Raw genomic sequence first — 22,313 nt, 5'->3', positions numbered from 1 at the left:
CCTGTGCGGAAGGAGGGGTTGAGTTGAAGGGAGAACAGCCAAGCAAATTAGATGGAAACATGACGATTGATGAAATGAATCAGGAGGAGCAGTATAAATGGTATGATCCGAGGTCGAAACCATTTACGCTAAGTGGGTTTCCATGGATGGAAGAAGACCAGATTTATCGTAGACTAAAGAAAAATCCAGGTATCGAAATCCCGGAAGCAGTGAACCAATTAGCTAATTGTACTGCTGGTGGGCAAATTAGGTTCCAAACAAATTCCACTACACTTTCCATTAAAGTGAAGCTGGCAGATGCAGCTAATATGTATAATATGCCACCTACAGGACAGTGTGGTTTTGATTGTTATATTGGCGATTTCCCTAACCATGAGTTTTATAGAGTAACACAATTTGATCACACAGAAAAAATGTATACTGTCACTTTACTAGAACGGGAAAATACTGACCCTATAACAATCACCTTACATTTTCCGCTTTATCAAGGGGTAGAGGAAGTGTACATCGGGCTCGATGATAACGCACAGATTACATCTGCGGCCCCCTATGAAAGTTCAAAGAAAATTATCTTTTATGGAACATCAATTACACAGGGCGGTTGTGCCTCGAGACCTGGTTTGGCATACACGAATATCTTAAGCCGCCGGTTTAATCAAGAATTTATTAATCTAGGCTTTTCTGGTAACGGTAAAGGGGAAGCAAATATGGCAAAATTAATAAGTGAGATTTTCGATCCGGCTTGTTTAGTGTTAGATTATGAGCCCAATTGTGTGAGTACTGCATTGTATAAAGAGACACTACCACGATTTATCAAGTTGTATCGGCAGGTTCATCCTATAGTACCCATTTTACTCGTATCAAAATTTCCATATGCAGCTGAGCTTATTGATGAACAAGTGTACAACGACAGGATAGATAGGCTAGAATTTCAACGGGAATTGGTCGATAAGAGAAAACGCAAAGGGGATTGGGCTATTTTTTTCCATGAGGGAACAAACCTGCTAGGGGATGTTTCGAATGAAGGTACAGTTGATGGTGTGCATCCGAATGATTTAGGGTTTATGCGGATTGCGGACAGCCTTACCCCAATATTAAAGCAGATTCTGACTAATTGATTATTACGAAAATGAGGTGTGTGAATGGAAATTAGATTGCTAGGAACAGCAGCTGCTGAAGGGATTCCAGCACTTTTTTGCCAGTGTGAGCATTGTGAACGTGCTAGAAAATTAGGAGGTAAAAATATCAGAACGCGCACTTCCGCAATCATAGATCGTGAGCTTAAGATAGACTTTCCTCCGGATACTTTTATGCATATACTAATAGAAGGAATGGAAATTTCTACATTTCAGCACCTAATTATCACGCATACCCATCATGATCATTTTTTTCCTGAAGATATTAAGATGCGAAGTGAGATATACGCCCATGGAATTGAATATCCTTTATCAATTTCTGGCAATGAAAGCGTCGTCAGCACTTGCAAAAAGGTATTAAACCATACATTACAAGCATTTACCATTCAAGAATTCAAGCCGTTTCAGACGTATAAAGTGGGAAAAGCCCAGGTAACGCCGTTAAAAGCAGACCATAAACCAGATGAGAACAGCTACATTTATTTTATAGAAAAGAATGGAAAAAGTTGTCTGTATGGTCATGATACTGGATGGTTTCCGAATGAGACCTTCGACTGGCTGTCCGACAAAACGATGGATGTAATGATCCTAGATTGTACAAATGGTTTAATTGACAGCAGGAAGAATCACATGAATATTGCTGCTGTAAAACAGTTGAAAGAAACCTTTGAAAAAAATAGGAATATCCATCAAGATACGAGAATTATTGCGACACATTTTTCGCATAATATAGGGTTAACACATAAAGATTTAGAAGCGCTTTTACACCCACATGGTATTGATGTTGCTTATGATGGCATGAAAATAGACATCTAGCCTTTCATACTCAGAAGGACGGAGGAAACGAAATGAGAATTATCAATTTTAGAAGGAGATATACTTATGGTAGCGACACAAACAAAAAAACCAATTAAAGGCATTATCAACAGCTACTACCCATCCTTGACGAAATCGGCACAAAAAGTAGCTGATTTTGTGTTAGAAAATCTTGATCAAGTCATGTATTATTCCGTGACAGATTTGGCAGATGAAGTCGGTGTTGGGGAAACAACTGTTCTTCGCTTTTGTAAGAAAATTGGTTTTAAGGGATATCAAGAGTTTAAACTGTCTATCGCGCAGAATGTCCCGAACGAACAGGAGTCAGATGAACCTGAATCACCGAACTTGATTCAGTCCATTTCGACCAATACAATCCAAGCAATAAAGCATACTGCATCAATGATTAGCGAGTCGGATTTAAACAGCGCAGTAAGATTGCTAGAAGATGCCAATTCGATTCACTTTTTTGGCGTTGGAACATCTGGATTAACAGCACTTGATGCTAAAAGTCGATTTTTACGAATAGGCAGAAGAACGGAGTCGATTACGGATTCCCATTTGCAGGCTATGACAGCAGCAACATTGTCCGAGGGCGATGTCGTTGTTGGAATAAGTGTCTCAGGAAGTACAAGGGATACTGTTCGTTCCTTAGAAATTGCCAAAGAGAATGGTGCTAAAATCATCGCAATTACTTACTATTCCCGTTCACCGATTACCCAACTTGCTAATATTGTACTAAACGGGGGAGGGAAAGAATCCCCACTTGAAGGTGGGTCGTTAACTGCAAAAATGTCACAGCTATTTGTGATTGACTTACTTTGCACGGGTATGGCCTTGCTCAACAAAGACAGTTCTATAGATATGAAGAGAAAAACGGCAAGTGCAGTGGTAGACAAAATCTACTAATTCAATTAATGGATGGTATTAGAAATAGAATGAGGAAATAGGAGAGAACCGAATGAAATGTGTTCAAGAAAGAATGAAGGAGTTAGAGAGCTATGACCCACCGTTAACTAAACAAACCGATCACGATGTATTTTGGGCAAAGACTATTCGTCAAACTAGGGAAAAACCACTTTGTGCACAGTTGAAAACAATTGATTATCCAATTAAACAGATTAAGGCATATGAATTAACCTATCATGGATTTGATGACACGCCGATTGAAGCTTTTTACCTTGTCCCCAAAGAAGTCACACATGCTTTGCCTTGCCTTATTTTCTTTCATGGCTATGGAGGGCATAAGCATTCAATTTCAGAATATATGAAGTGGTTGATTCAAGGGTATGCCGTATTGGCGGTCGATTGTAGGGGACAAGGGAGAAGTGGAGATTTTTCTACTTACTCATCTGATGAAATGGGAAGTTGGGTAACAAAAGGGATTCTAGATAAAGCAGAGTACTACTATCGTAAGGTCTATATGGATGGCGTTCGTGCGATTGATTTTGTTTGTACACGCCAGGAAATTGATAAAGAACGGATTGCGATAATGGGAACGAGTATGGGTGGAGGGATTACCTTAGCAGTTGCCGCATTGGATGAACGACCGAAACTTGCAGTCGCGGATATTCCGAACATGTGTGATGTGGAGCTAGCAATCACACTAAAGATGGAAGGATCGCTTACTTATGTAGAAAAATTTTTAGAACGACATCCAGCATATATCAACACCGTTTTTCATACATTGTCGTACTTTGATAACCTTAATCTATCCCCGAGTATTTCTTGTCGTGTTAGGATGTCTGCTGGTTTAAAGGATCCTGTTTGTCCGCCAGAGTCTATTTTTGGTGTATATAATCGGTTAGAAGTAGCAAAGTCAATGGAAGTCTATCCCTTTTCGGGGCACAATGTCTCTACTATCGAACATATTGATAAAACCATCCAGTACGTAAACACGTACCTTTAAGTAGATTGTAAATGGATGAGGAGGGAGGAGCAACAGAATGAAGCTAAAAGTGTACGGTGATATCGCAGAAATCAAAGATGGTTTAGAACTGCTCGCAGATGAGTTACAAATCGTTCTAAGTGATGACGGTTATCCATTAGACATTGTTCAAAAACAGGGGCCAATTGTTGTAGCGAATGAAAACGGGAAAGGTGACATTCATTTTGAAAAGAAGATTCACTTTTTTCGTGCTTTAGGTTTGTGGTTGGAATACTATGATTCTGAAACAAATTTTGAGAAAACGGAATATCCTCAATTTGAAACCTGTGGCGCTATGGTTGATGCTTCACGTAATGCGGTGCCAAATGTGGAGAGCATCCAAGATCTGTTAAGAAAGATGGCGATGATGGGGCTTAACCTTTTTATGATTTATACCGAAGATACATACGAAGTAGAAGAATATCCTTATTTCGGTTATATGCGCGGTCGCTATACAGAACAGGAACTGCGAACCTGTGATCAATATGCTGCAACCTTAGGAATTGAAGTGATTCCATGCATCCAAACGCTCTCCCATCTTACGCAAGCATTAAAGTGGAAGTATGCAGAGGGGCTTAGGGATACCAACGATATTTTACTTGTTGGAAATCCAAAAACGTATGAGTTTATTGGGCATATCATCAAAGCAGCATCCCGCCCTTTCCAATCGAACCGTATTCATATTGGCATGGACGAAGCGCATCAACTTGGTTTAGGTAAATATTTAGAGGAACATGGGTATCAAAAGCGGTTTAAGCTTATGAATGAGCATCTGCAAACAGTAGTGTCAATAACGGAGCGCTTAGGATTAGAGGCGATGATATGGAGCGACATGTACTTTAGGTTGGGCTCTGAGAATGGGGATTATTATGATTCAAAAGCAATAATTCCTAAGGATGTGATTGCTTCCATTCCTGATGTGCAGCTTGTGTACTGGGACTATTATCACACAGATGAGGAGTTCTATGAAGTATTTCTACAAAAGCATCAGGAGTTAAAAGAAAATCCCATTTTTGCTGGTGGGGTTTGGACTTGGAATGGCATATCTCCGAATTATGGAAAAGCAATAGCGACAACTGAAGCAGCACTTTCTGCCTGTAAAAGGAAGGGGATTAAGGAAACATTCGTTACTATGTGGGGCGATGATGGAGCAGAAACTCCTTTCCAAGCTGCTTTACCCATGTTACAGTTTTACGCAGAGCATGCTTATCATGCTTCAGTTGATCAAGAAAGGCTAGAACAGCGTTTCTCCTTTTGCACAGGTGGCAATTATGAAGATTTTTTACTGCTTAATCAACTGGATGAAACCCCGGGAGTATCTGCTCCTAATATAAGTGGTTCTAATCCCTCTAAATTCTTATTGTATCAAGACATTTTACTTGGTTTATATGATGAAAACATTACAGACCTCGGACTTGACAACCATTACAGGGAATTAGCTTTTAAACTCGATAGTGCAAGAGCAAATAATGCAGCCTATCATTTGTTGTTTGATTTTTACATGCAGCTGGCAAGTGTCCTTGAGGTGAAAGCAGAGATAGGACTTCAGTTGAAATCAGCGTATGATGCAAGGGATGAGAAGGAAGTAAGTAAAATCTATGATAAGATTACTGTTCTTCAAAAGAATGTCGATATTTTGCGTGAAAAGCATCGGGAAGTATGGCTCGACCGTAATAAACCATTTGGATGGGAAGTACTGGATATCCGCTATGGGGGTGTCATCACACGAATGGCAACAGCACAGTATCGGACTAAGCAATGGTTGGAGGGACAGATAAAACGTATAGATGAATTAGAGGAAACAAGACAGTATTTTCACCACCCGGATTCGTTTTTTGAAGGAACTGTAGGAAGAAATACGTATAAGCGTATTGCAACCGCCAGTCCATTATAATGTTGAGTGCCTAATGTGAAGTGCCTGTCACCACCCGAAAAATCTTGTTTCACGGGGGGTGGGGTGATTTACTAGATATGTTATGGGTCAGTCGTACACGAATTAACAGGACGCTTTTTTATGAGATCTAAAGGGAATGGAAGGGTATAAGGTTCAGGTTTAGGTGCAGTTGTTTCCCGGTGTAGAGGGTGTTAATATTGTTGGGTTACCGGATACGTCGGTTAAAGAATCCAAGGATCGTGTTATAGCAGCTTTATAAAGCAGTTGATGGCATGCTGCCGGCAATTCTGTCTGCTAGGAAAGTAGGGTTTTCTGTGCTTTATTTGCCATGGATGGGTGATTTTCCACTTGAACAGCTGGAAGGGATTGAACTACGCTTTGTCCGGTCTTTAAGTGAAGTCATTGAATCTTTTTCCGGTCAACTTTCTGCTTTTTCTTCAGAAGCCTTTTCATCACCTACAACCACCAATACATCTACCGTTTCCTACGACAAAGATTTCAAGCATGTTCTTGGGCATGATAAGGCAAAAAGGGCTCTAGAAATTGCAGCAGCTGGTGGTCACAACGTCTTAATGTCCGGCCCGCCAGGTTGTGGGAAGAGCTTACTGGCTGAAACATTTCCTTCAATTTTACCGATGCTCACACAAAATGAGCAGTATGAAGTGATGAGTATCTACCAATTATCAGGCCTGACCAATGCTAATTTTCAGCTTGCCCCTTTTAGAAATCCACATCACTCATCTTCAGCGGTCTCACTAATTGGGGGTGGATCTAATCCTAAGCCTGGGGAGGCGTCCCTTGCTCATTGTGGCGTGCTTTTTCTCGACGAGATGGCAGAGTTTCCAAAGCGGACACTAGACATGTTGCGCCAACCAATTGAAACAGGCAAGGTAACGATTAGTCGTGCTGCGTCAACAGTTACCTATCCGGCTCAATTTCTCCTTTTAGGTGCAATGAATCCATGTCCGTGTGGGTACCTAGGTTCTAGGCATTTCCAGCTCTGAAGAGTAAAAATTTTTCGTGCTAAAATCGGTCTATAATCCCCTAGTCTAGTTGGGAAAAATGGTATAATTAAGATAGAAAAGCACTGTTATATCAACATTTTCAGGGGGATTAATTTTAATATGAATAGAAAAGAAAAAAGGGAACTCGAAAAAGAAGCGAAATATTTTTTCGAGTTAATGAAAAACAATAAGCATTTTTTTAAAGATCTTAATAAAGTACTGCTTCAGGTCAAGGATCCAAGGAATCAAAGTTATATTACCTACGATACGGATGTTCTCTTGTTAGCACCAATTTTAAAAAATCTGTTTAACATGAAGAGTATGCGAGGCATGACAGAGAGTTTTAACCGGGATGAATGCATTGAAAATGTAAAAAAGATTTTGGGCAAAAAAACTCTTGTAGAGCTTCCTCATTATGATACAATCAACGATTTTTTATCGGCCCTAGATTCGAAAGAGCTAGAGAAAATCAGAACATACATGATCAAAGAATTATTAAAGAAAAGATCCCTAGAAAAGTATCGAATAAATGAAAAATATTGGGGTGTCATTATTGATGGCACAGGGCTGTTTAGTTTTGACGAAAAGCATTGTGAACACTGCTTGCGCCGGGAATATAGAGACGAAAATGGTGAAGTGAAGAAAACAGTTTATATGCATCACGTACTAGAAGCAAAATTGGTAGTGGGAGACATGGTTTTAAGCATTGCTTCTGAGTTTATTGAAAACGAATCGGAAGATGTGAAAAAACAGGATTGCAAATTGAAGGCTTTCTACAGGTTGGCAGAGAAACTAAAGAAGATATTCAAGCGATTGCCCATCTGTATACTAGGGGATAGTCTTTACACATGTGAAGGGGTATTCGATATTTGTGAAGAAAACAAATGGAAATACATGCTTCGTTTTAAAGAAGGCCGGATATCTAGCGTTGCGGATGAATTTGCCAAATTAAAATTGTTGGAAAGCGACAATAAACTAGAAGATATTTGCTGGGTAAACGGTATTGCATACAATCAACGAAAGTTGAACTTGATTGAATGTGAACTTGATGAACAGGACGGAAACAAGAAACAATTCCTGTTTATTACCGATATGAACATTACCAAACGCAATGCAAAAGCTCTTTCTCATGCAGGTAAAAGTAGATGGAAAATTGAAAATCAGGGATTCAATAACCAAAAAAACGTGCGATATTACATCGAACACGCCAACAGCCACAATTATACAGCCATGAAAAATCATTATATATTAACGCAAATAGCAGATATAATGATGCAGCTATTTGAAAAAGGCACAAAGCTTTTAAAAACCATTAAAAAAACGGCAATAAAAATATCCTCGGATCTGTTAGAGTCGTTTCGAAGACACATACTAACAGACGAGGATATAACAAACATGGTAAAACCTATACAAATAAGGTGCACCTAACATTTAAATTATAGCAAAGGATGTGGTAATTAGCAAATCCGCTAACTGTTGCGAGAAATCCAGCTTTCCAGCTAGTAAATAAATCATGGCAACAATGTTCTTGTCTGAGCGGTAGCCTCTTGCTTTCCGTTTTGCTGCTTGAAACAGGCTGTTAATCCCTTCTAACAGTCCATTGTTCAATTTTGAGCTGAACCATTGGACGACGCCATCATAATGTTTATTCAGCATTTTTGCCACATCTACCATGGGTTTCAGTTGGCAACGCAGCCCCCATTGGATCCATTCTTTTAACGCAATTGGTCCAATTTCAGGAGGGTAATTATACATTTCCTGAAGACTCATGCGCATACGATAGGCCTTGGCTGTATCTAAATCAGAGTCTTTTAATCGATCTAGCTTTTCCTTTTGCTTTTTGGTTAGGTTTTTTTCGTTTTTCAACCACATGTATCGCGTGTTTTTTAAATCTGCACTACTTTGACGTTCGTATCGTCGCACTAGGTCTACAGCTTGATTTACAGCCTGAATGACGTGGAATTTATCAAAGGTAATGGCTGCATTGGGAAAGTTTTCTGTTGCTCCCTTAATAAAAGCAGGGGACATATCCATCGACACCTCTGATACCTTACCTTTTCAGAGCTCCCGCCATGGGATTCCAAATGTTTTTTACATTCTTCCCACGTGCTGGAGTCCTTACCTTTTGTCACATGTATGACGTTCTTTTTTTTAAGATCCATAAAAATGGTTACGTAATTATGCCCTTTCTTAGCAGAGGTTTCGTCAGTTCCAATCATGGTTACATGCGATAAATCCTGTACTGCAATAGCTTGATCCACGTAATAGTGGAGAATACGCCATAACTGCGTATCATGTTCTTTGACAAGTCGGCTGATTGCACTCATGGGCATATCCTTTGCCATTGCAATAATCCAAGCATCAAACAACAACGTAAAGTTCGAACGCCGCTTAATGGCCCACGGTACATGAACCCGATGAATTTTACCGCAATTTATGCATTCCGTACGTGGTAACTCAGCGTGAATATAGCATGGATATTCAAAAAAATTCAAATGTCTCCAGGTTCGATTATGATCAGCAATATCATATACTTTCTGATGTTCTTGCCCACAATTAGAACAACTAAAAGTAGCTCCTTTGCGAAAAGAAATATAACAATGTAAGCACTCTTTTTCTTCATCAAATACACATCTCTCAATATACCACGGTTCGGAGATATGAAAAACACTATCAATATCTTGGACTTCAATACTCATGAATTATCACCCTTTGATTCTATTAGTTAGAATCTAGTATTGACAGGTGCTGATCATTTTAAACAGCGAAGAAGCAAATAAGAAACCTTAAATATAGGTATATGCCTGACCAAAGTTTATTTCCTATAGAAATTAACCAATATGATTCGTATGTTATAAGAGAAGCACTTCATAATTGCATTGCTCACCAAGATTACGAATTAATGGGTCGAGTAAATGTCGTTGAAAAGCCTGAAGAACTTGTGTTTACAAATGTTGGGAATTTCATCCCTCAGACTATAGAAAATGTTATCAAGCAAGATGCCCCTCAAGAGTTTTATAGAAATCGCTGGCTGGCAGAAGCTATGGTTAATCTGAATATGATAGATACCATAGGCAGTGGTATACGGAAAATGTTTTTATTGCAAAAGAAAAGATTTTTCCCACTTCCTGATTATGATTTAGACAATGATAAAAGGGTAACTGTAAAAATATTTGGTAAAATTATTGATCTAAATTATACAAAGATGCTAATTAATCACGCAGACCTTGATTTAGATACAGTCATTTTATTGGATAAAGTTCAGAAAAGTAAACCAATTAGCAAAGAACAAGCGGGAAAACTTAGAAAAAATAAACTGATTGAAGGCAGATACCCTAATATATACGTTTCTTCAAAAATTGCTGCTCTGACAGGGGATAAATCTTCCTATATTAAAAATAGAGCATTTGATAAAGAACACTATAAAAAAAATGATTATCTCCTTTATTGAAGAATATGATTCAGCTAGTAGATCAGAAATTGATGATCTATTATTGGATAAACTCTCAGATGCTTTAAACATAACTCAAAAAAAGAAAAAAGTTACAAATTTACTTTACGAAATGCATAAAAAAGACCAAACCATAAAAAATATGGGATCAAGTAAAAAACCAAAATGGGTTTTATGTCTTAAAAACCACACTTAAAACATCTTAAGATATAAATTAAGACATAACTAAGATATAAATTTAATTCTTTTTAGCCCTATACCATTAAGGTTTTATCTAAGTTTATTTCAAAAATCCTTATATAGCAGTGTTAAAGAATTAATTTAATGTTTGAAAACGGTAAAAATAGAGGATATATATAGAAATAATTTGTTTCTTCAAAAGGTATTTAAATGAATATTTAAGATATAAATAAGATAAAAACCGCTGTTCCTCTGTACGATGCACATTCTTTAGAAGCATTCCTTTGCTCGCGTATTACCTGCATCCGTTCCACTACTGAGGAGCTCCGCGGCCTTGAACTTCTCAGTCCTATTTGAACTAACACTAATAGGAAATAAAAGCTTTGGTTAAAGCCGTCCCCCTTTAGGTGGTATCCATCCTAAAATTTGTAAGATCGTCAGGAAAATTTCAAGGAGGATTAAAATAACGACAATCCATTCGACGAAGATCCCTTTTATCGAATGACTAATAGTAGAAAAGCCCTCTGTGATATTATATAAAATCTCCGTTTTAATTTTTAAGATCGTATAGCGAAAGCATCTCCAGTCTGTTCCGATTTAATGTTTGGGTACGTAGACAAATAAAAATAGCGTATGTATATATGTAATGGAATGGAGATATAAGGAATTCCAAAAGGAGGTGTCTTATCATCGTAACACTCATCATCCTATTAGTGATCGGATTGTTTAGTGTTGGTTTGATGATTTCTGGGATTAAAAACTTATTTTAATAGAGAAGAATGGCAGCGTAGAAATATAAATAAGCCATATGTATATTGCTGGATGAGGAGGAGAGAAGATTGTTAATTCAAAAAGATGAGTTTTCAGCGTTTAAAGATTTTTGTCGGATATACCTTAAAAAGGAACGTCAAGGAAAAAGTACAGACGTTTTACAAGGACTAAAAGGACATGATCGAAAGCTATACAGGGCAATCGAAAAAACAGTAGGCAAACGAAAAATGAAAGGATATATCGGTCTCTTATTACGAAGTGTTAGCCGTGAGGGGTGGCTTAATTATGAAGAAAAGGTTTGGAATGCAAAACCAAAATGGGGGTATTGCACATACTGTTTTTCGCAAATCGATGACACCTATCTTATTGATATTGACGGTAACCAATATTGTAATAGTGATTGTTTTGATGAGCAGGAAGCAGTTCCACATTACGATGCGTATGCAGACGATTACATGTTTTTATTTTGGGATTTTGAAAAAGTAAGAGATAGATATCAGTATTACCTGAATCGATCTATTAAAAAGGATTTTGAAACGCATTTAGATTTAACCATGATTTTAAGAGATTTATATGATGTGTTGAATGATAGTGACTATTCGACCGTCTTATTTTATGGAGGGGATGATGGGCCACTTGTAAGTGAGATGTATCGCATATTGACGATCTTACAAGAGGAAGCGGAAGCACTTGAAAAATTACTAGAACAATGCAAAAAAGTACTTCCAGACACAAATGAACGTTTTTCAATTGAAATAATTGAAGAAATCATGCGGAAGAGAAAGAGACCAGAAGTACTTAGAGAATTCATTCAAACAAATCGCAAATATCGTAACAAAGAAAACAAAAACAAATGGTCTACTACCGATTCAATGCAACGAATGAATTGGTATGATGTATTAACGGAAGAAGAAGCATTAAAAAATAACGTATCCTGGATGAATGAAGTGGATTGTCCACAATGTAAAGAAGTTATAGATCGTCAGTGGAGTCGTCGTGTACCGGACGGCTATTTTTATTGTGAAAAATGTTATGAAGAATTGGATTTCGAATTTGAATTTGAGGAGGGAATAATGTGAAAGAGAAAGTAGTTTGGTATGAACCTTTAACAGATATTAAGCTTTATGAAGGAGAGGCAGTAGATGGATTAGAGCATGGGTATGGAACCCTTTATTATGCAGATGCGGACATAAACAATCCCGAAAACCCACCTATAAGATATGTAGGAGATTTTCGTAAAGGAAGTTTTCACGGATTTGGGACATCATATAGTAGGGATGGTCAAGAAATTTATAAAGGGGAATGGGATAGTGGTGTGTATGGTGGGTTTGGAAAACTATTTCATGAAGATGAAAATCTCCTATTTGAAGGTGAATTCCATAATGGATTAGAGTTAGAAGTTTATAAAGATAGAAAAGACGGCGTCCATCAGGAATACTATACAAACGGCACATTAAAGTACGATGGTGAATGGAAGGATGGCTATAAAAGTGGTTTTGGTAAAGGTTATTGGCAAGATGGCATGATTTGGTACGAAGGTAAGTTTGAGAGTGGTAAGCCCCATGGCTATGGCAAAATGTATTATCCATCCGGCCGGCTTCGTTATGAAGGAAAATTGAAAGATATGCAATTTGTCGGTTGGGGAAAAGAATATTATGAAAATGGCAATTTGAAATTTGAAGGGATAATGAAAAAAAGTACCTATTTCTTTTATGGTGCGAGGTGCTATGAAGTCGGAAAACTTTACTATGAAGATGGGAAACTGCGGTATGAGGGGACATTTGCAGGTCTAAAATCTTATGAATTTAAGCAAGGTATCGAGTATAAGTCTGATGGGAAATTAGTTAATCATGGATAACGTTTGGATGAATATATAAAATATAGGTTGATGCTAGTATAGTTTCCTTATTTATTCCTTAAATTTCCCTATTCATTCTTTATATATTCCTTATTTATTCTTAAATTGTTCCTTATCAGGTGATTTAGTACTTAAAAAGATGGACATAAGGCTGAAAAGATGACTCTCTGCAATTGCATGAACCTAAGCCTTCAGCTTCAATAAGCCCATTATCTTTGCGTATTAGTGTCATCTTTATTCTAATTAGAAAAATTGCTCACAACCTTGTCATATAAATACTTTCTTAGCTGTCTTTCCAATGATATTTGTACCTATACCATCAACTGTTCCACCTATAAATCCTCCAACAAGAGGTACAGCTTTCCCTAAATTGACTACACCCTTTTCACCGAACTTAGTTACTAATCTAAAACCAACTGCTTTATTTATTGATTTAATAATTTCCCCGGGTATTGTCTTTATTGCTTGTTTTGTAAGTGCTGTTCCTGCTTTAATACCAGCTTGTTTTAATATATCTGAAGCGGACTGACCTGTTAAACACACAAAGACGAATGTTTTTACTTGGTCATCTTTTAAATCAAATCCTCTCATATGTGCAATTGCTGCAATCATCCTAATTTGTACATAAGTAACTGATGCTATATTGGCTGGAATGGCTACTGGTAAGGTAATCAACCCTCCTAAACCCGTTAAAAATCCACTCGTTGCGGATTTAGTATTTTGCCAGCGAACTAAACTATTAATAGCTTTATCTATTGAATCGTGCTTCGCCATAAAATTCTCAGCTAGTTCATATGATGTATCCGAACCTGGTATTCCGTTTATAGACTTTTCATACGCCCAATCCAATAATTTACCCACTTTACTATCTGTCAATTGATTATCTGCCATAATTCCCCTCCTGAGTAGGATAAGTTTACTAATACTATTTTAATACAAAAGTGGTAGAGTTGGGATAAAAACTAACTATTTAAATATTATAAATTTTTTAACCACTAATAATGGCGTAGCAAAGCTGAATATCATCGGGTTCCGTAACATAAATTGCACCTCGACAACTCCCTGTTCGACTCTTACAACTCGTGAATACAATATGAAATCCCTCCTACTCAATTCTGAAATTTTTCAACACTAATCTTTATGAATGGATATATAACTAATGGAGAAAGTAAAGGTAGTTAAATATGTACGGGAGGTTACTAATAATGGAAGAAAAGCAACAACAGATAAGACTGACTTCTGCTGAATTGGGACAACTATGGACTCAATACTTAAATGATAGTGCAAGTGTATGTATGCTAACTTACTTTTTAGAAAAATCTGAAGACTATGAAATTAAACCAATAATAGACCATGCTTTAGAATTATCTAAAGTACACATAAAAAAGTTAACTTCAATATTTAATGAGGAAAAGCATGCCATTCCACACGGGTTCAAGATTGAAGAGGATGTAGATTTAACTGCTCCAAGGTTATATTCAGATGTTTATGTATTAAATTTCATTCATAACATGGCTAAAATTGGGTTAACTGCCTATTCTGGTAGTTTAGCTGTATCTATACGGGAGGATGTTTCTGAATATTATATGGAATGTCTTAAAGAGACAAAGCAACTATATAAATTGTCACTGGATTTATTATTATCAAAAGGTTTATATGTAAGATCTCCATATTTTCCAAATTTAGAGCATGTTGAATATGTTAAAAAACAAGGTTTTCTTTGGGATGTATTTGGGGAGAAAAGACCCCTAGTAGCATTAGAAGTATCCAATCTTTATTCTAATCTACAAAGAAATGCTTTAGGAGCAGCTACCCTAGTTGGATTTAGTCAGGTAGCTCAAGACAAGGATGTTAAGCAATTTTTTTTAAGAGGCATAAAAACTGCAAGGAAACATATTAAATCTTTCGGAGCTAAGCTAGAAGAAAGCTATCTTACTGTACCAATGACATGGGCAACAGAAATAACAAATAGCACCACTCAAACTTTTTCTGGTAAGATTATGATGTTTTATACTTCTGCACTGATTGCTTTAAGTGTTGGGTATTACGGTACTGGTCTTGCTCAAAGTCCTAGAGTAGATTTAGGTATAATGTATAATAAATTTTCTGCAGAAATTCAACTATTTGCTGAAGACGGAGCTAACATCATGATAAAAAATAGATGGTTAGAACAACCTCCAATGGCATCAGATAGGGATGAATTAGCAAGAATGAATAATCAAAATATGTAATATATGATAGTAAAGGGCAGGTCGTAAACGTCTTACTTTTTTTGTTGTTCTAATCTAATAGGTAAAGCCGTTTTTTCTTGCCAGTTAGCTTATGTACATTCTTTTTTAAAGTCATTTAAAAGTGAAGACTCTTGTTACACAGTAACAGTCAAATACGACAAAACGATCACCCTATAGAGTGATTGCCATAATGATTGATTAATGATTAGAATATTTGTACTGTGCAGCACTTATTTACTTTACCTGGTTTTTTTTTAAAGTCCAATCCTACACAAACTTATATGTATATCTAATAAAGGAAAGAACCATTGTAATCCCATTCTTAACAATGCTTTATTTACTTCCATTTGGCAAATACGGTATCCGAAGTAATCCAGCTTTAGTTACTGTGAATTCTTCTTTAATTTAACAATCCCATCTATCATCTCTTGACCTGCTATCAAAGAAGGAGTAAGCTCTGTTTCTCCAATTTCGACCTGTTGCTTGTAAAATTGCGTTCAAAAAGACAACAGTAATATCTTTATTTTTTTATTTCCAAAAAGCTGTTTGACAGCATAATCTGAAGATCTCCTTTTATTGCTTATTGTTCTCGTAACAGGAAAATTGGACTTTCAAAACGAAGCCAATCAAAACAACTTTGTTGGCTTCTTTAAGTATGGCGTTGTATCAACCGTTATTTTTCTCTGTAGTTTTAATAAACAGGGGTGGCTATTGGGAAAGTGGTAGCAATTGGGAGTGCACCTATTTTGTCAGGTTTCATTGAATGTATTTATTTCAAAAAACGTCCGAATATCATTTGTTGACTTTTTATACGAAAACTAGTGACTTTAATCCTGTTTTCATTCATTGGGCGACTGATAAGCCATGGTGGTTTTGAACACGCACTTAAACGGGTTTGATAAAACTTTTAAAATACAGCATTACTTTATGCTTTCAATTTTTGAGTAAATCATCTACAATATAAATAATAAGATAATAATAATTATTATCTGAAAGTAAGTTGAACTGAAGGAGAATTACTAACTATTAATCTATCTAATATATGAAAGGGGAAAAAATATGGACTCTAAAGAAACTGCAAATGTTGGGAAGTGCCCGTTTCACCACGGCAGTGCTACTAGTCACAAGTCTAGTGGTACGACAAATAAGGATTGGTGGCCAAACCAGCTAAATTTAAATATTCTACATCAACATGACAGAAAATCGAACCCTATGGGAGAAGATTTTGATTATGCAGAGGAATTTAAAAAGCTAGACTATGAAGCTCTTAAGAAGGATCTTCACGATTTAATGACAGACAGTCAAGAATGGTGGCCAGCTGACTATGGACATTATGGGCCATTCTTTATCCGTATGGCTTGGCACTCGGCAGGTACATACCGTACAGGTGATGGTCGTGGAGGCGGTGGAACTGGTTCACAGCGTTTTGCTCCTCTTAACAGCTGGGCTGATAATGCGAACCTTGATAAAGCCCGTCGGTTGTTATGGCCGATTAAGCAAAAGTATGGTAACAAAATTTCTTGGGCTGACTTAATCCTTCTAACAGGTAATGTTGCTATCGAATCCATGGGAGGAAAGACATTTGGATTTGGTGCGGGACGCGAAGACATTTGGCATCCAGAAGAAGACATCTACTGGGGTTCTGAAACAGAAATGCTAGGTGACAACCGTTATACTGGCGATCGTGAGCTTGAGAATCCACTTGCTGCTGTTCAGATGGGTCTTATCTATGTTAATCCAGAGGGTCCAAACGGTGAACCAGATCCAGTTGCAAGTGCTCGTGACATTCGCGAAACATTTGCACGTATGGGAATGAACGATGAAGAAACAGTAGCATTAATTGCAGGTGGTCACACCTTTGGTAAAACACACGGAGCAGGAGATGCTTCACATGTTGGGCCTGAACCAGAAGCTGCACCTGTTGAAGCACAAGGGTTAGGTTGGCTAAGCACACACGGTTCTGGTAAAGGAAGTGACACAATCACAAGTGGCATTGAAGGTGCTTGGACGGCGAATCCAACACAGTGGGATAATGGTTACTTTGACTTACTGTTCGGATATCAATGGTCGCTAACGAAGAGTCCTGCAGGTGCATATCAATGGCATGCCGTAAATCCTAATGAAAAGGATCTTGCACCAGATGCAGAAGATGCATCAAAGCGTGTTCCGACTATGATGACTACTGCAGATATGGCACTGCGATTTGATCCAGAATATGAGAAGGTTTCTCATCGTTTCCATGAGAACCCAGAGGAATTTGCGGATGCATTTGCACGTGCATGGTTTAAATTATTACATCGTGACATGGGTCCTAGTACAAGATATTTTGGCCCGGAAGTTCCAGAGGAAGAATTAATTTGGCAAGACCCAGTACCAAAAGTTGATTATGAATTAACAGAAGATGAAGTAGAAAATATAAAAGTATTGATCCTAGATTCAGGGCTTACAATCAGTGAGCTCGTAACAACGGCGTGGGCTTCAGCTAGTACGTTCCGTGGCTCAGATTATCGCGGAGGAGCTAATGGTGCTCGCATTCGTCTTGCTCCACAAAAGGACTGGGAAGTGAATCAACCGGAACAACTAGAAAAGGTACTGAACGTACTAGAAGGCATTCAAAGTCATTTAGATAAAAAAGTTAGCGTTGCCGATTTGATTGTACTTGGTGGTAGTGCTGCGGTGGAAAAAGCTGCACAAGAGGCAGGCTTTGATGTAACTGTGCCATTTGCACCAGGACGAGGCGATGCAACCCAAGAACAAACAGATGCAGAAAGCTTTGACGTGCTCGAGCCTTACGCTGATGGGTTCCGTAACTATCAGAAGAAAGAATATAGCGTTCGTCCAGAAGAACTTCTCGTAGACAAAGCGCAGCTGCTTAACCTTAGTGCCCCTGAAATGACAGCACTTGTTGGCGGTATGCGTGTATTAGGCGCAAACTATGGAGGCGCCAAACACGGTGTATTCACTGACCGTGTGGGCACACTTACGAACGATTTCTTTGTTAACTTACTAGACATGGGGTTAGCATGGAAGTCTGTAGATGGTGATGTTTACGAACTACGTGACCGTAAAACAGGGGAAGCGGTGTATACAGGAACAAGAGTTGACCTAGTCTTCGGTTCCAACTCACAACTTCGCGCCATTTCAGAAGTGTATGCTCAGGAAGATAATAAGGAGAAGTTTGTGCGTGACTTTATCTCTGCCTGGGTTAAGGTAATGAATGCAGACCGATTTGATCTTAAATAAAAATTTGATTCATTAAAAGGCATTGGAGACTATCCAATGTCTTTTTTGTATGCAAGGTTCGTTGTCCCATATTCCTGTTGTTTGTAGTTGCTCTCAAGGGTTGGGAAAGGGGGCAAAAGGGTTGTGTACACACAACAAGAGATTGAAGGTTTTATGGATCTTTTTTGTCTCCTATAAGATTAAACGCATTCATCCAAGTACCTTATTTGAAGATTTACATGATAAATTAAAAGATTATGTGGGAAAAGGTAAGTTAAATAAATGATTGAGAAACCGAAATACGAACACGAGAAACTTGTTTGAGATCTAAAGTATTTCCTTCCATCCTTGTGGAGTAATATGTCATTTTAAGCTTTACTTGTTCTTTTAATCACATTCAATATGGGTAGGAATGACATAACTTCAACGATCACACGGGAGTGTTCAATTGACATCAAATCTCCTACCATCAAATTGGTATAGGAAAACGAAGGATGATACAATAGTATCCCTATTATTTGTAAAATATTTACTAAAATCATTATACCTTATTCATAACGCAAATTCTTTCATTGTTCCTTATCTTAAATGTTCTCTATTCATTCTTTATATATTCCTTATTTATTCTTCAATTGTACTGCTAATATAATCGGACAACAAAAGGGAGCTAAGGGAGACCTAGTCACCAGCGACTGGCAGTATTATAGTGAATTCACTCCCTTTATTCATCTCACTGTTAACTTTAATTGTACCGTTATGCCTTTCTACTACATCTTTTGCAATTGATAACCCTAAACCTGTACCACCTGTTGCACGTGCCCTTGCCTTGTCAACACGGTAAAATCGTTGAAATATCTTCGCCAAGTCTTCTTTTGGAATACCAATTCCTGTATCGGTAACCTTTAACAAAGCTAAATCACCTTGTTTTTGGAGGGAAACATGAATTTTTCCGTCTTTATCCGTATACTTGACCGCATTATCTAATAATATGATAAGCACTTGTTTTATCTGATCTTCATCTCCCAATATGAAGATGTCATTCTCGATTCCCTCCATTAATAATTTCCGGTCAATGGGAAGATAGTAGTTGTCTATTACACTTTTAACTGTTTTCGTTAAATGAAGTTTGGATTTTTGGAATGTAATGGTTGAAGACCTGGACAATGTCAAAAGTTGGTGAATTAATCTTTCCATGCGTTTACTTTCTCCACTCATGGCCTTGAGAGATTGATTTAGTATTTTTTTATCCATTTTCCCCCAACGATTTAATAAACCTAAATGGCCTCTGATTGCTGCTAGGGGTGTTCGTAATTCATGAGACGCATTAGCAGTGAACTCTCTTTCTTTTTCGTATTGTGAATCTAAACGATCAAGTACATTATTAAATGTGCCAGCTAAATCTTCTAATTCCTTTGCACCTTTTGGTATGGGAACACGAAGTTTTAAATCGGAAAACTGTTGAATCTGTTTCATTGAATTAGCAACGAATAATAGGGGTTGGAGGTTTTTCTTGGTTAATCGATATATTAGAAAGGAACCAAATAGAATACCTAACAATGCTGTGACCCCCACTATTTTGGTGAGGAGTAACAGTAGTTCTTGTAAAGATCCAAGTTTCACTAAAATTTTAAAAGTACCCTGCTGTCCATTGTGATTTTCCCAATTAACATAATCAGAAAGAAACATTCCTCTGTTTTGATCCCATATTAGGTTTTCTAACCATTTATTCTGAAATTCCATCTGTTCCTGATTGCCTTCAAAAGTTTCAGCCCATCCTCTCGAGCGAGCTAAGATCTGATCTTCACCACTTTTAATTTCAATTAAATAGTTGGCATGGTCTGGGTATAAAATGTTATCCAGTTCTTCTTGATAGTTATCTTCTTCTTGAGCTAGCGTTGATTTTAGCTTTGCTTCTATAGCTGCCATTTCTTGATTTGTTTTTTCAAATAAAAAATAGGTTACGGTGACCATAACTGATAGGCTGATAATAATAACCACTAATAACAAGCTAAATATATACCATGATATAAAACGGTACATTAAAGTATCAGCGTGAATTTTAAATTTATTTGTGAAATATCGATTAATGAAATTCATTTCGAATATCCTCTCACTCTAGCCTCTGTTCTTGTATTGTTCTTAACACATAACCAACCCCACGAACAGTGTGGATTAGCTTTGGTTCATGATCACGGTCTATCTTGTTTCGTAAGTAACGAATATAAACATCTACAATATTTGTTTCTCCTGTATAATCAAAACCCCAAACGGCAGAAACAAGATAATCTCTACTTAGAACTTCATCCGGGTGATTCATTAAGAAAGATAACAATTCAAATTCCCGTTGTGAGAGCTGGATAGGAATGTTGGCCCTTGAAACGAGTCGTTTAATTGGATTAACCACTAAATCTTCCACTTGTAAAACTTGGGTATCCTGTTTACTAATTTTATGTTGCTTAGTTCGTCTTATATTAACTCTAATTCTTGCTAAAAGCTCCTCAATTTCAAACGGTTTTGTAACATAATCATCTGCTCCTGTATCTAGTCCTGCTATTTTATCCCCAACATAATCACGAGCCGTCAGCAAAATCACTGGGACTTCAGTTATTTTTCGTATTCTTCGGCATATTTCTAAACCATCTAATTTTGGCAGCATCCAATCAAGAAGAATAAGATCCCATCTATCTTCACGGGCAAATTCCCATCCCTGTTCTCCATCGTAAGCAACTTCAACGATATATCCTTCATGCTCAAGTTCAAGTTGAATAAAACTTGCCACATTATGTTCATCTTCTACTAATAAGATAGATTCCTTAGTCATAGGTTCACCTCTATTTGATTTTCCTATTATTAATTACATTGTACTGGTGTATGTAGTTTAACTCCATAAAAATTAAATGAGAAATAGATGAGAAATTTCTCATTTAATTCTTAACAAACTTTCATTATACTTACCTTATTTTCTCATCTTTAATTGATAGGATTAAATTAGTCAGCAGGAGCTGATAATAAAAATTAAGGAGGAAATTTGAATGAAAAAGAAAACATTAATTGCAGGCGGTTTAACTCTTTCTATTTTATCAGGGGGATTTGTGTTTGGTGCAAATATTCCTACGGATAGTGTTTCAGCAGCCAGCAACACTTCTGCTACCGTTGAAAAGTCAGAGACAGAAAAGGAAAAGGAAAACGAAGCGAGTGAACAAGCTGAGTTAAAGAAGGAAGTAAAAGTACCTTCGCAGGATGCAGAGAAAGCGGCTTTAAATGAAGTGGATGGAACAGTTCTTGACACTGAACTTGGAGATGAAAATGGAACAATCGTGTATGAGATTACGATCGAAACAAAAGATGGAAAACAGGAAGTGAAAGTGGATGCGACTTCTGGAGAATTTTTAAAAGTTGAAAATGATGATGATGAAGATGAAGAAAATGGTGACGATGAAAACGTCGAATACGAAGACGGAGACCAGGATGATGAACAGCAGGAAAGTGAAAGTAACGATGAAAATTAATAATATATAGACAACATCATAAAAAAACGAGTACAAGAGTTCAGTAAGCAAACGGTAAGATAAAAAACCAAATGACTTAATAAAGCATTTGGTTTTTTATTTTTGCCTTTAATAAATGCCATTTGTTACACTCTTGGCATCTGAACAGGCAGTTTTTGAAATCACTAGTCATAAAAGAAATGGCATCAGAAGGTGTCAAAATAGTAGGGCACGGACGAGGAGCCAAATATACTATTAAATAAATGTACATTAAAAAAAGGTGGGAGAGGATTATTTCTCTTCTTTATTAGTTAATCCAAGTAACTGGTGTCTGG

General features: G+C 37.2%; 15 protein-coding genes and 2 pseudogenes. 13 read left to right on the top strand and 4 right to left on the bottom strand.

Translation table 11 applies throughout. The features are described 5' to 3' along the window. Positions 1–23: 23 nt before the first annotated feature. The 7 genes and pseudogenes from NC797_RS08440 (at position 24) to NC797_RS08410 (ending at position 8,205) form a co-directional block, all read left to right on the top strand. Positions 24–1,118, top strand: coding sequence for an SGNH/GDSL hydrolase family protein (locus NC797_RS08440; RefSeq protein WP_272436339.1), 1,095 nt, complete (start codon positions 24–26; stop codon positions 1,116–1,118). A 24-nt stretch (positions 1,119–1,142) separates the two neighbouring features. After that, on the top strand, positions 1,143–1,952 hold the full coding sequence (locus NC797_RS08435; RefSeq protein WP_272436338.1) for an MBL fold metallo-hydrolase: 810 nt from the start codon (positions 1,143–1,145) through the stop codon (positions 1,950–1,952). Positions 1,953–2,018: 66 nt separating this feature from the next. Then, on the top strand, positions 2,019–2,861 hold the full coding sequence (locus tag NC797_RS08430) for a MurR/RpiR family transcriptional regulator (protein WP_272436337.1): 843 nt from the start codon (positions 2,019–2,021) through the stop codon (positions 2,859–2,861). A 52-nt stretch (positions 2,862–2,913) separates the two neighbouring features. Beyond that, a complete protein-coding gene (locus NC797_RS08425) occupies positions 2,914–3,861 on the top strand; it encodes an acetylxylan esterase (RefSeq protein WP_272436336.1) in 948 nt (315 codons plus the stop codon). Positions 3,862–3,898: 37 nt separating this feature from the next. Next, positions 3,899–5,773, top strand: a complete 1,875-nt coding sequence (locus NC797_RS08420; RefSeq protein ID WP_272436334.1) for a beta-N-acetylhexosaminidase — start codon at positions 3,899–3,901, stop codon at positions 5,771–5,773. A gap of 163 nt (positions 5,774–5,936) precedes the next feature. Further along, positions 5,937–6,762, top strand: a pseudogene (locus tag NC797_RS08415) (ATP-binding protein); the annotation flags it as partial. Between the two features lie 135 nt (positions 6,763–6,897). Continuing rightward, entirely contained in the window at positions 6,898–8,205 is a 1,308-nt protein-coding gene (locus NC797_RS08410; protein ID WP_272436333.1) for a transposase family protein, read from the top strand. Between the two features lie 3 nt (positions 8,206–8,208). Here NC797_RS08410 and NC797_RS18520 read toward each other — a convergent pair. After that, a pseudogene (locus NC797_RS18520) lies at positions 8,209–9,476 on the bottom strand (ISL3 family transposase). Between the two features lie 203 nt (positions 9,477–9,679). Between NC797_RS18520 and NC797_RS08395 the strand changes: the two are divergent. The 3 genes from NC797_RS08395 to NC797_RS08385 all read left to right on the top strand — a co-directional run bounded on the left by NC797_RS08395 (position 9,680) and on the right by NC797_RS08385 (position 13,037). Further along, complete coding sequence (locus NC797_RS08395) at positions 9,680–10,228, top strand: ATP-binding protein (protein WP_272436330.1); 549 nt, start codon at positions 9,680–9,682, stop codon at positions 10,226–10,228. Positions 10,229–11,247: 1,019 nt separating this feature from the next. After that, positions 11,248–12,258: a hypothetical protein gene (locus NC797_RS08390; RefSeq protein ID WP_272436329.1), complete on the top strand. Its 1,011-nt coding sequence runs from the start codon at positions 11,248–11,250 to the stop codon at positions 12,256–12,258. Further along, positions 12,255–13,037: an MORN repeat-containing protein gene (locus tag NC797_RS08385; RefSeq protein ID WP_272436328.1), complete on the top strand. Its 783-nt coding sequence runs from the start codon at positions 12,255–12,257 to the stop codon at positions 13,035–13,037. Before NC797_RS08390 ends, NC797_RS08385 begins: the two co-directional genes overlap by 4 nt. Positions 13,038–13,304: 267 nt before the next feature. Here NC797_RS08385 and NC797_RS08380 read toward each other — a convergent pair whose 3' ends face one another. Next, complete coding sequence (locus NC797_RS08380) at positions 13,305–13,928, bottom strand: EcsC family protein (RefSeq protein ID WP_272436327.1); 624 nt, start codon at positions 13,926–13,928, stop codon at positions 13,305–13,307. A 314-nt stretch (positions 13,929–14,242) separates the two neighbouring features. Between NC797_RS08380 and NC797_RS08375 the strand changes: the two genes are divergently transcribed. Both NC797_RS08375 and katG read left to right on the top strand, forming a co-directional pair. Next, positions 14,243–15,268, top strand: a complete 1,026-nt coding sequence (locus NC797_RS08375; protein WP_272436326.1) for a DUF3231 family protein — start codon at positions 14,243–14,245, stop codon at positions 15,266–15,268. Positions 15,269–16,327: 1,059 nt separating this feature from the next. Beyond that, a complete protein-coding gene (katG, locus tag NC797_RS08370; RefSeq protein WP_272436325.1) occupies positions 16,328–18,511 on the top strand; it encodes a catalase/peroxidase HPI in 2,184 nt (727 codons plus the stop codon). Positions 18,512–19,168: 657 nt separating this feature from the next. Here the strand turns inward: katG and NC797_RS08365 are convergent. Both NC797_RS08365 and NC797_RS08360 read right to left on the bottom strand, forming a co-directional pair. After that, a complete protein-coding gene (locus NC797_RS08365) occupies positions 19,169–20,587 on the bottom strand; it encodes a sensor histidine kinase (protein ID WP_272436324.1) in 1,419 nt (472 codons plus the stop codon). 13 nt (positions 20,588–20,600) lie between these two features. Further along, complete coding sequence (locus NC797_RS08360; protein WP_272436323.1) at positions 20,601–21,311, bottom strand: response regulator transcription factor; 711 nt, start codon at positions 21,309–21,311, stop codon at positions 20,601–20,603. Between the two features lie 211 nt (positions 21,312–21,522). Between NC797_RS08360 and NC797_RS08355 the strand changes: the two genes are divergently transcribed. Beyond that, entirely contained in the window at positions 21,523–21,999 is a 477-nt protein-coding gene (locus tag NC797_RS08355; protein ID WP_272436322.1) for a PepSY domain-containing protein, read from the top strand. Positions 22,000–22,313 lie beyond the last annotated feature (314 nt).

The sequence above is a fragment of the Terrihalobacillus insolitus genome (assembly GCF_028416575.1).
In the GTDB taxonomy this organism is placed as follows: Bacteria; Bacillota; Bacilli; order Bacillales; family Amphibacillaceae; genus Terrihalobacillus; species Terrihalobacillus insolitus.
This window is presented reverse-complemented; position numbering and strand designations above follow the sequence as displayed.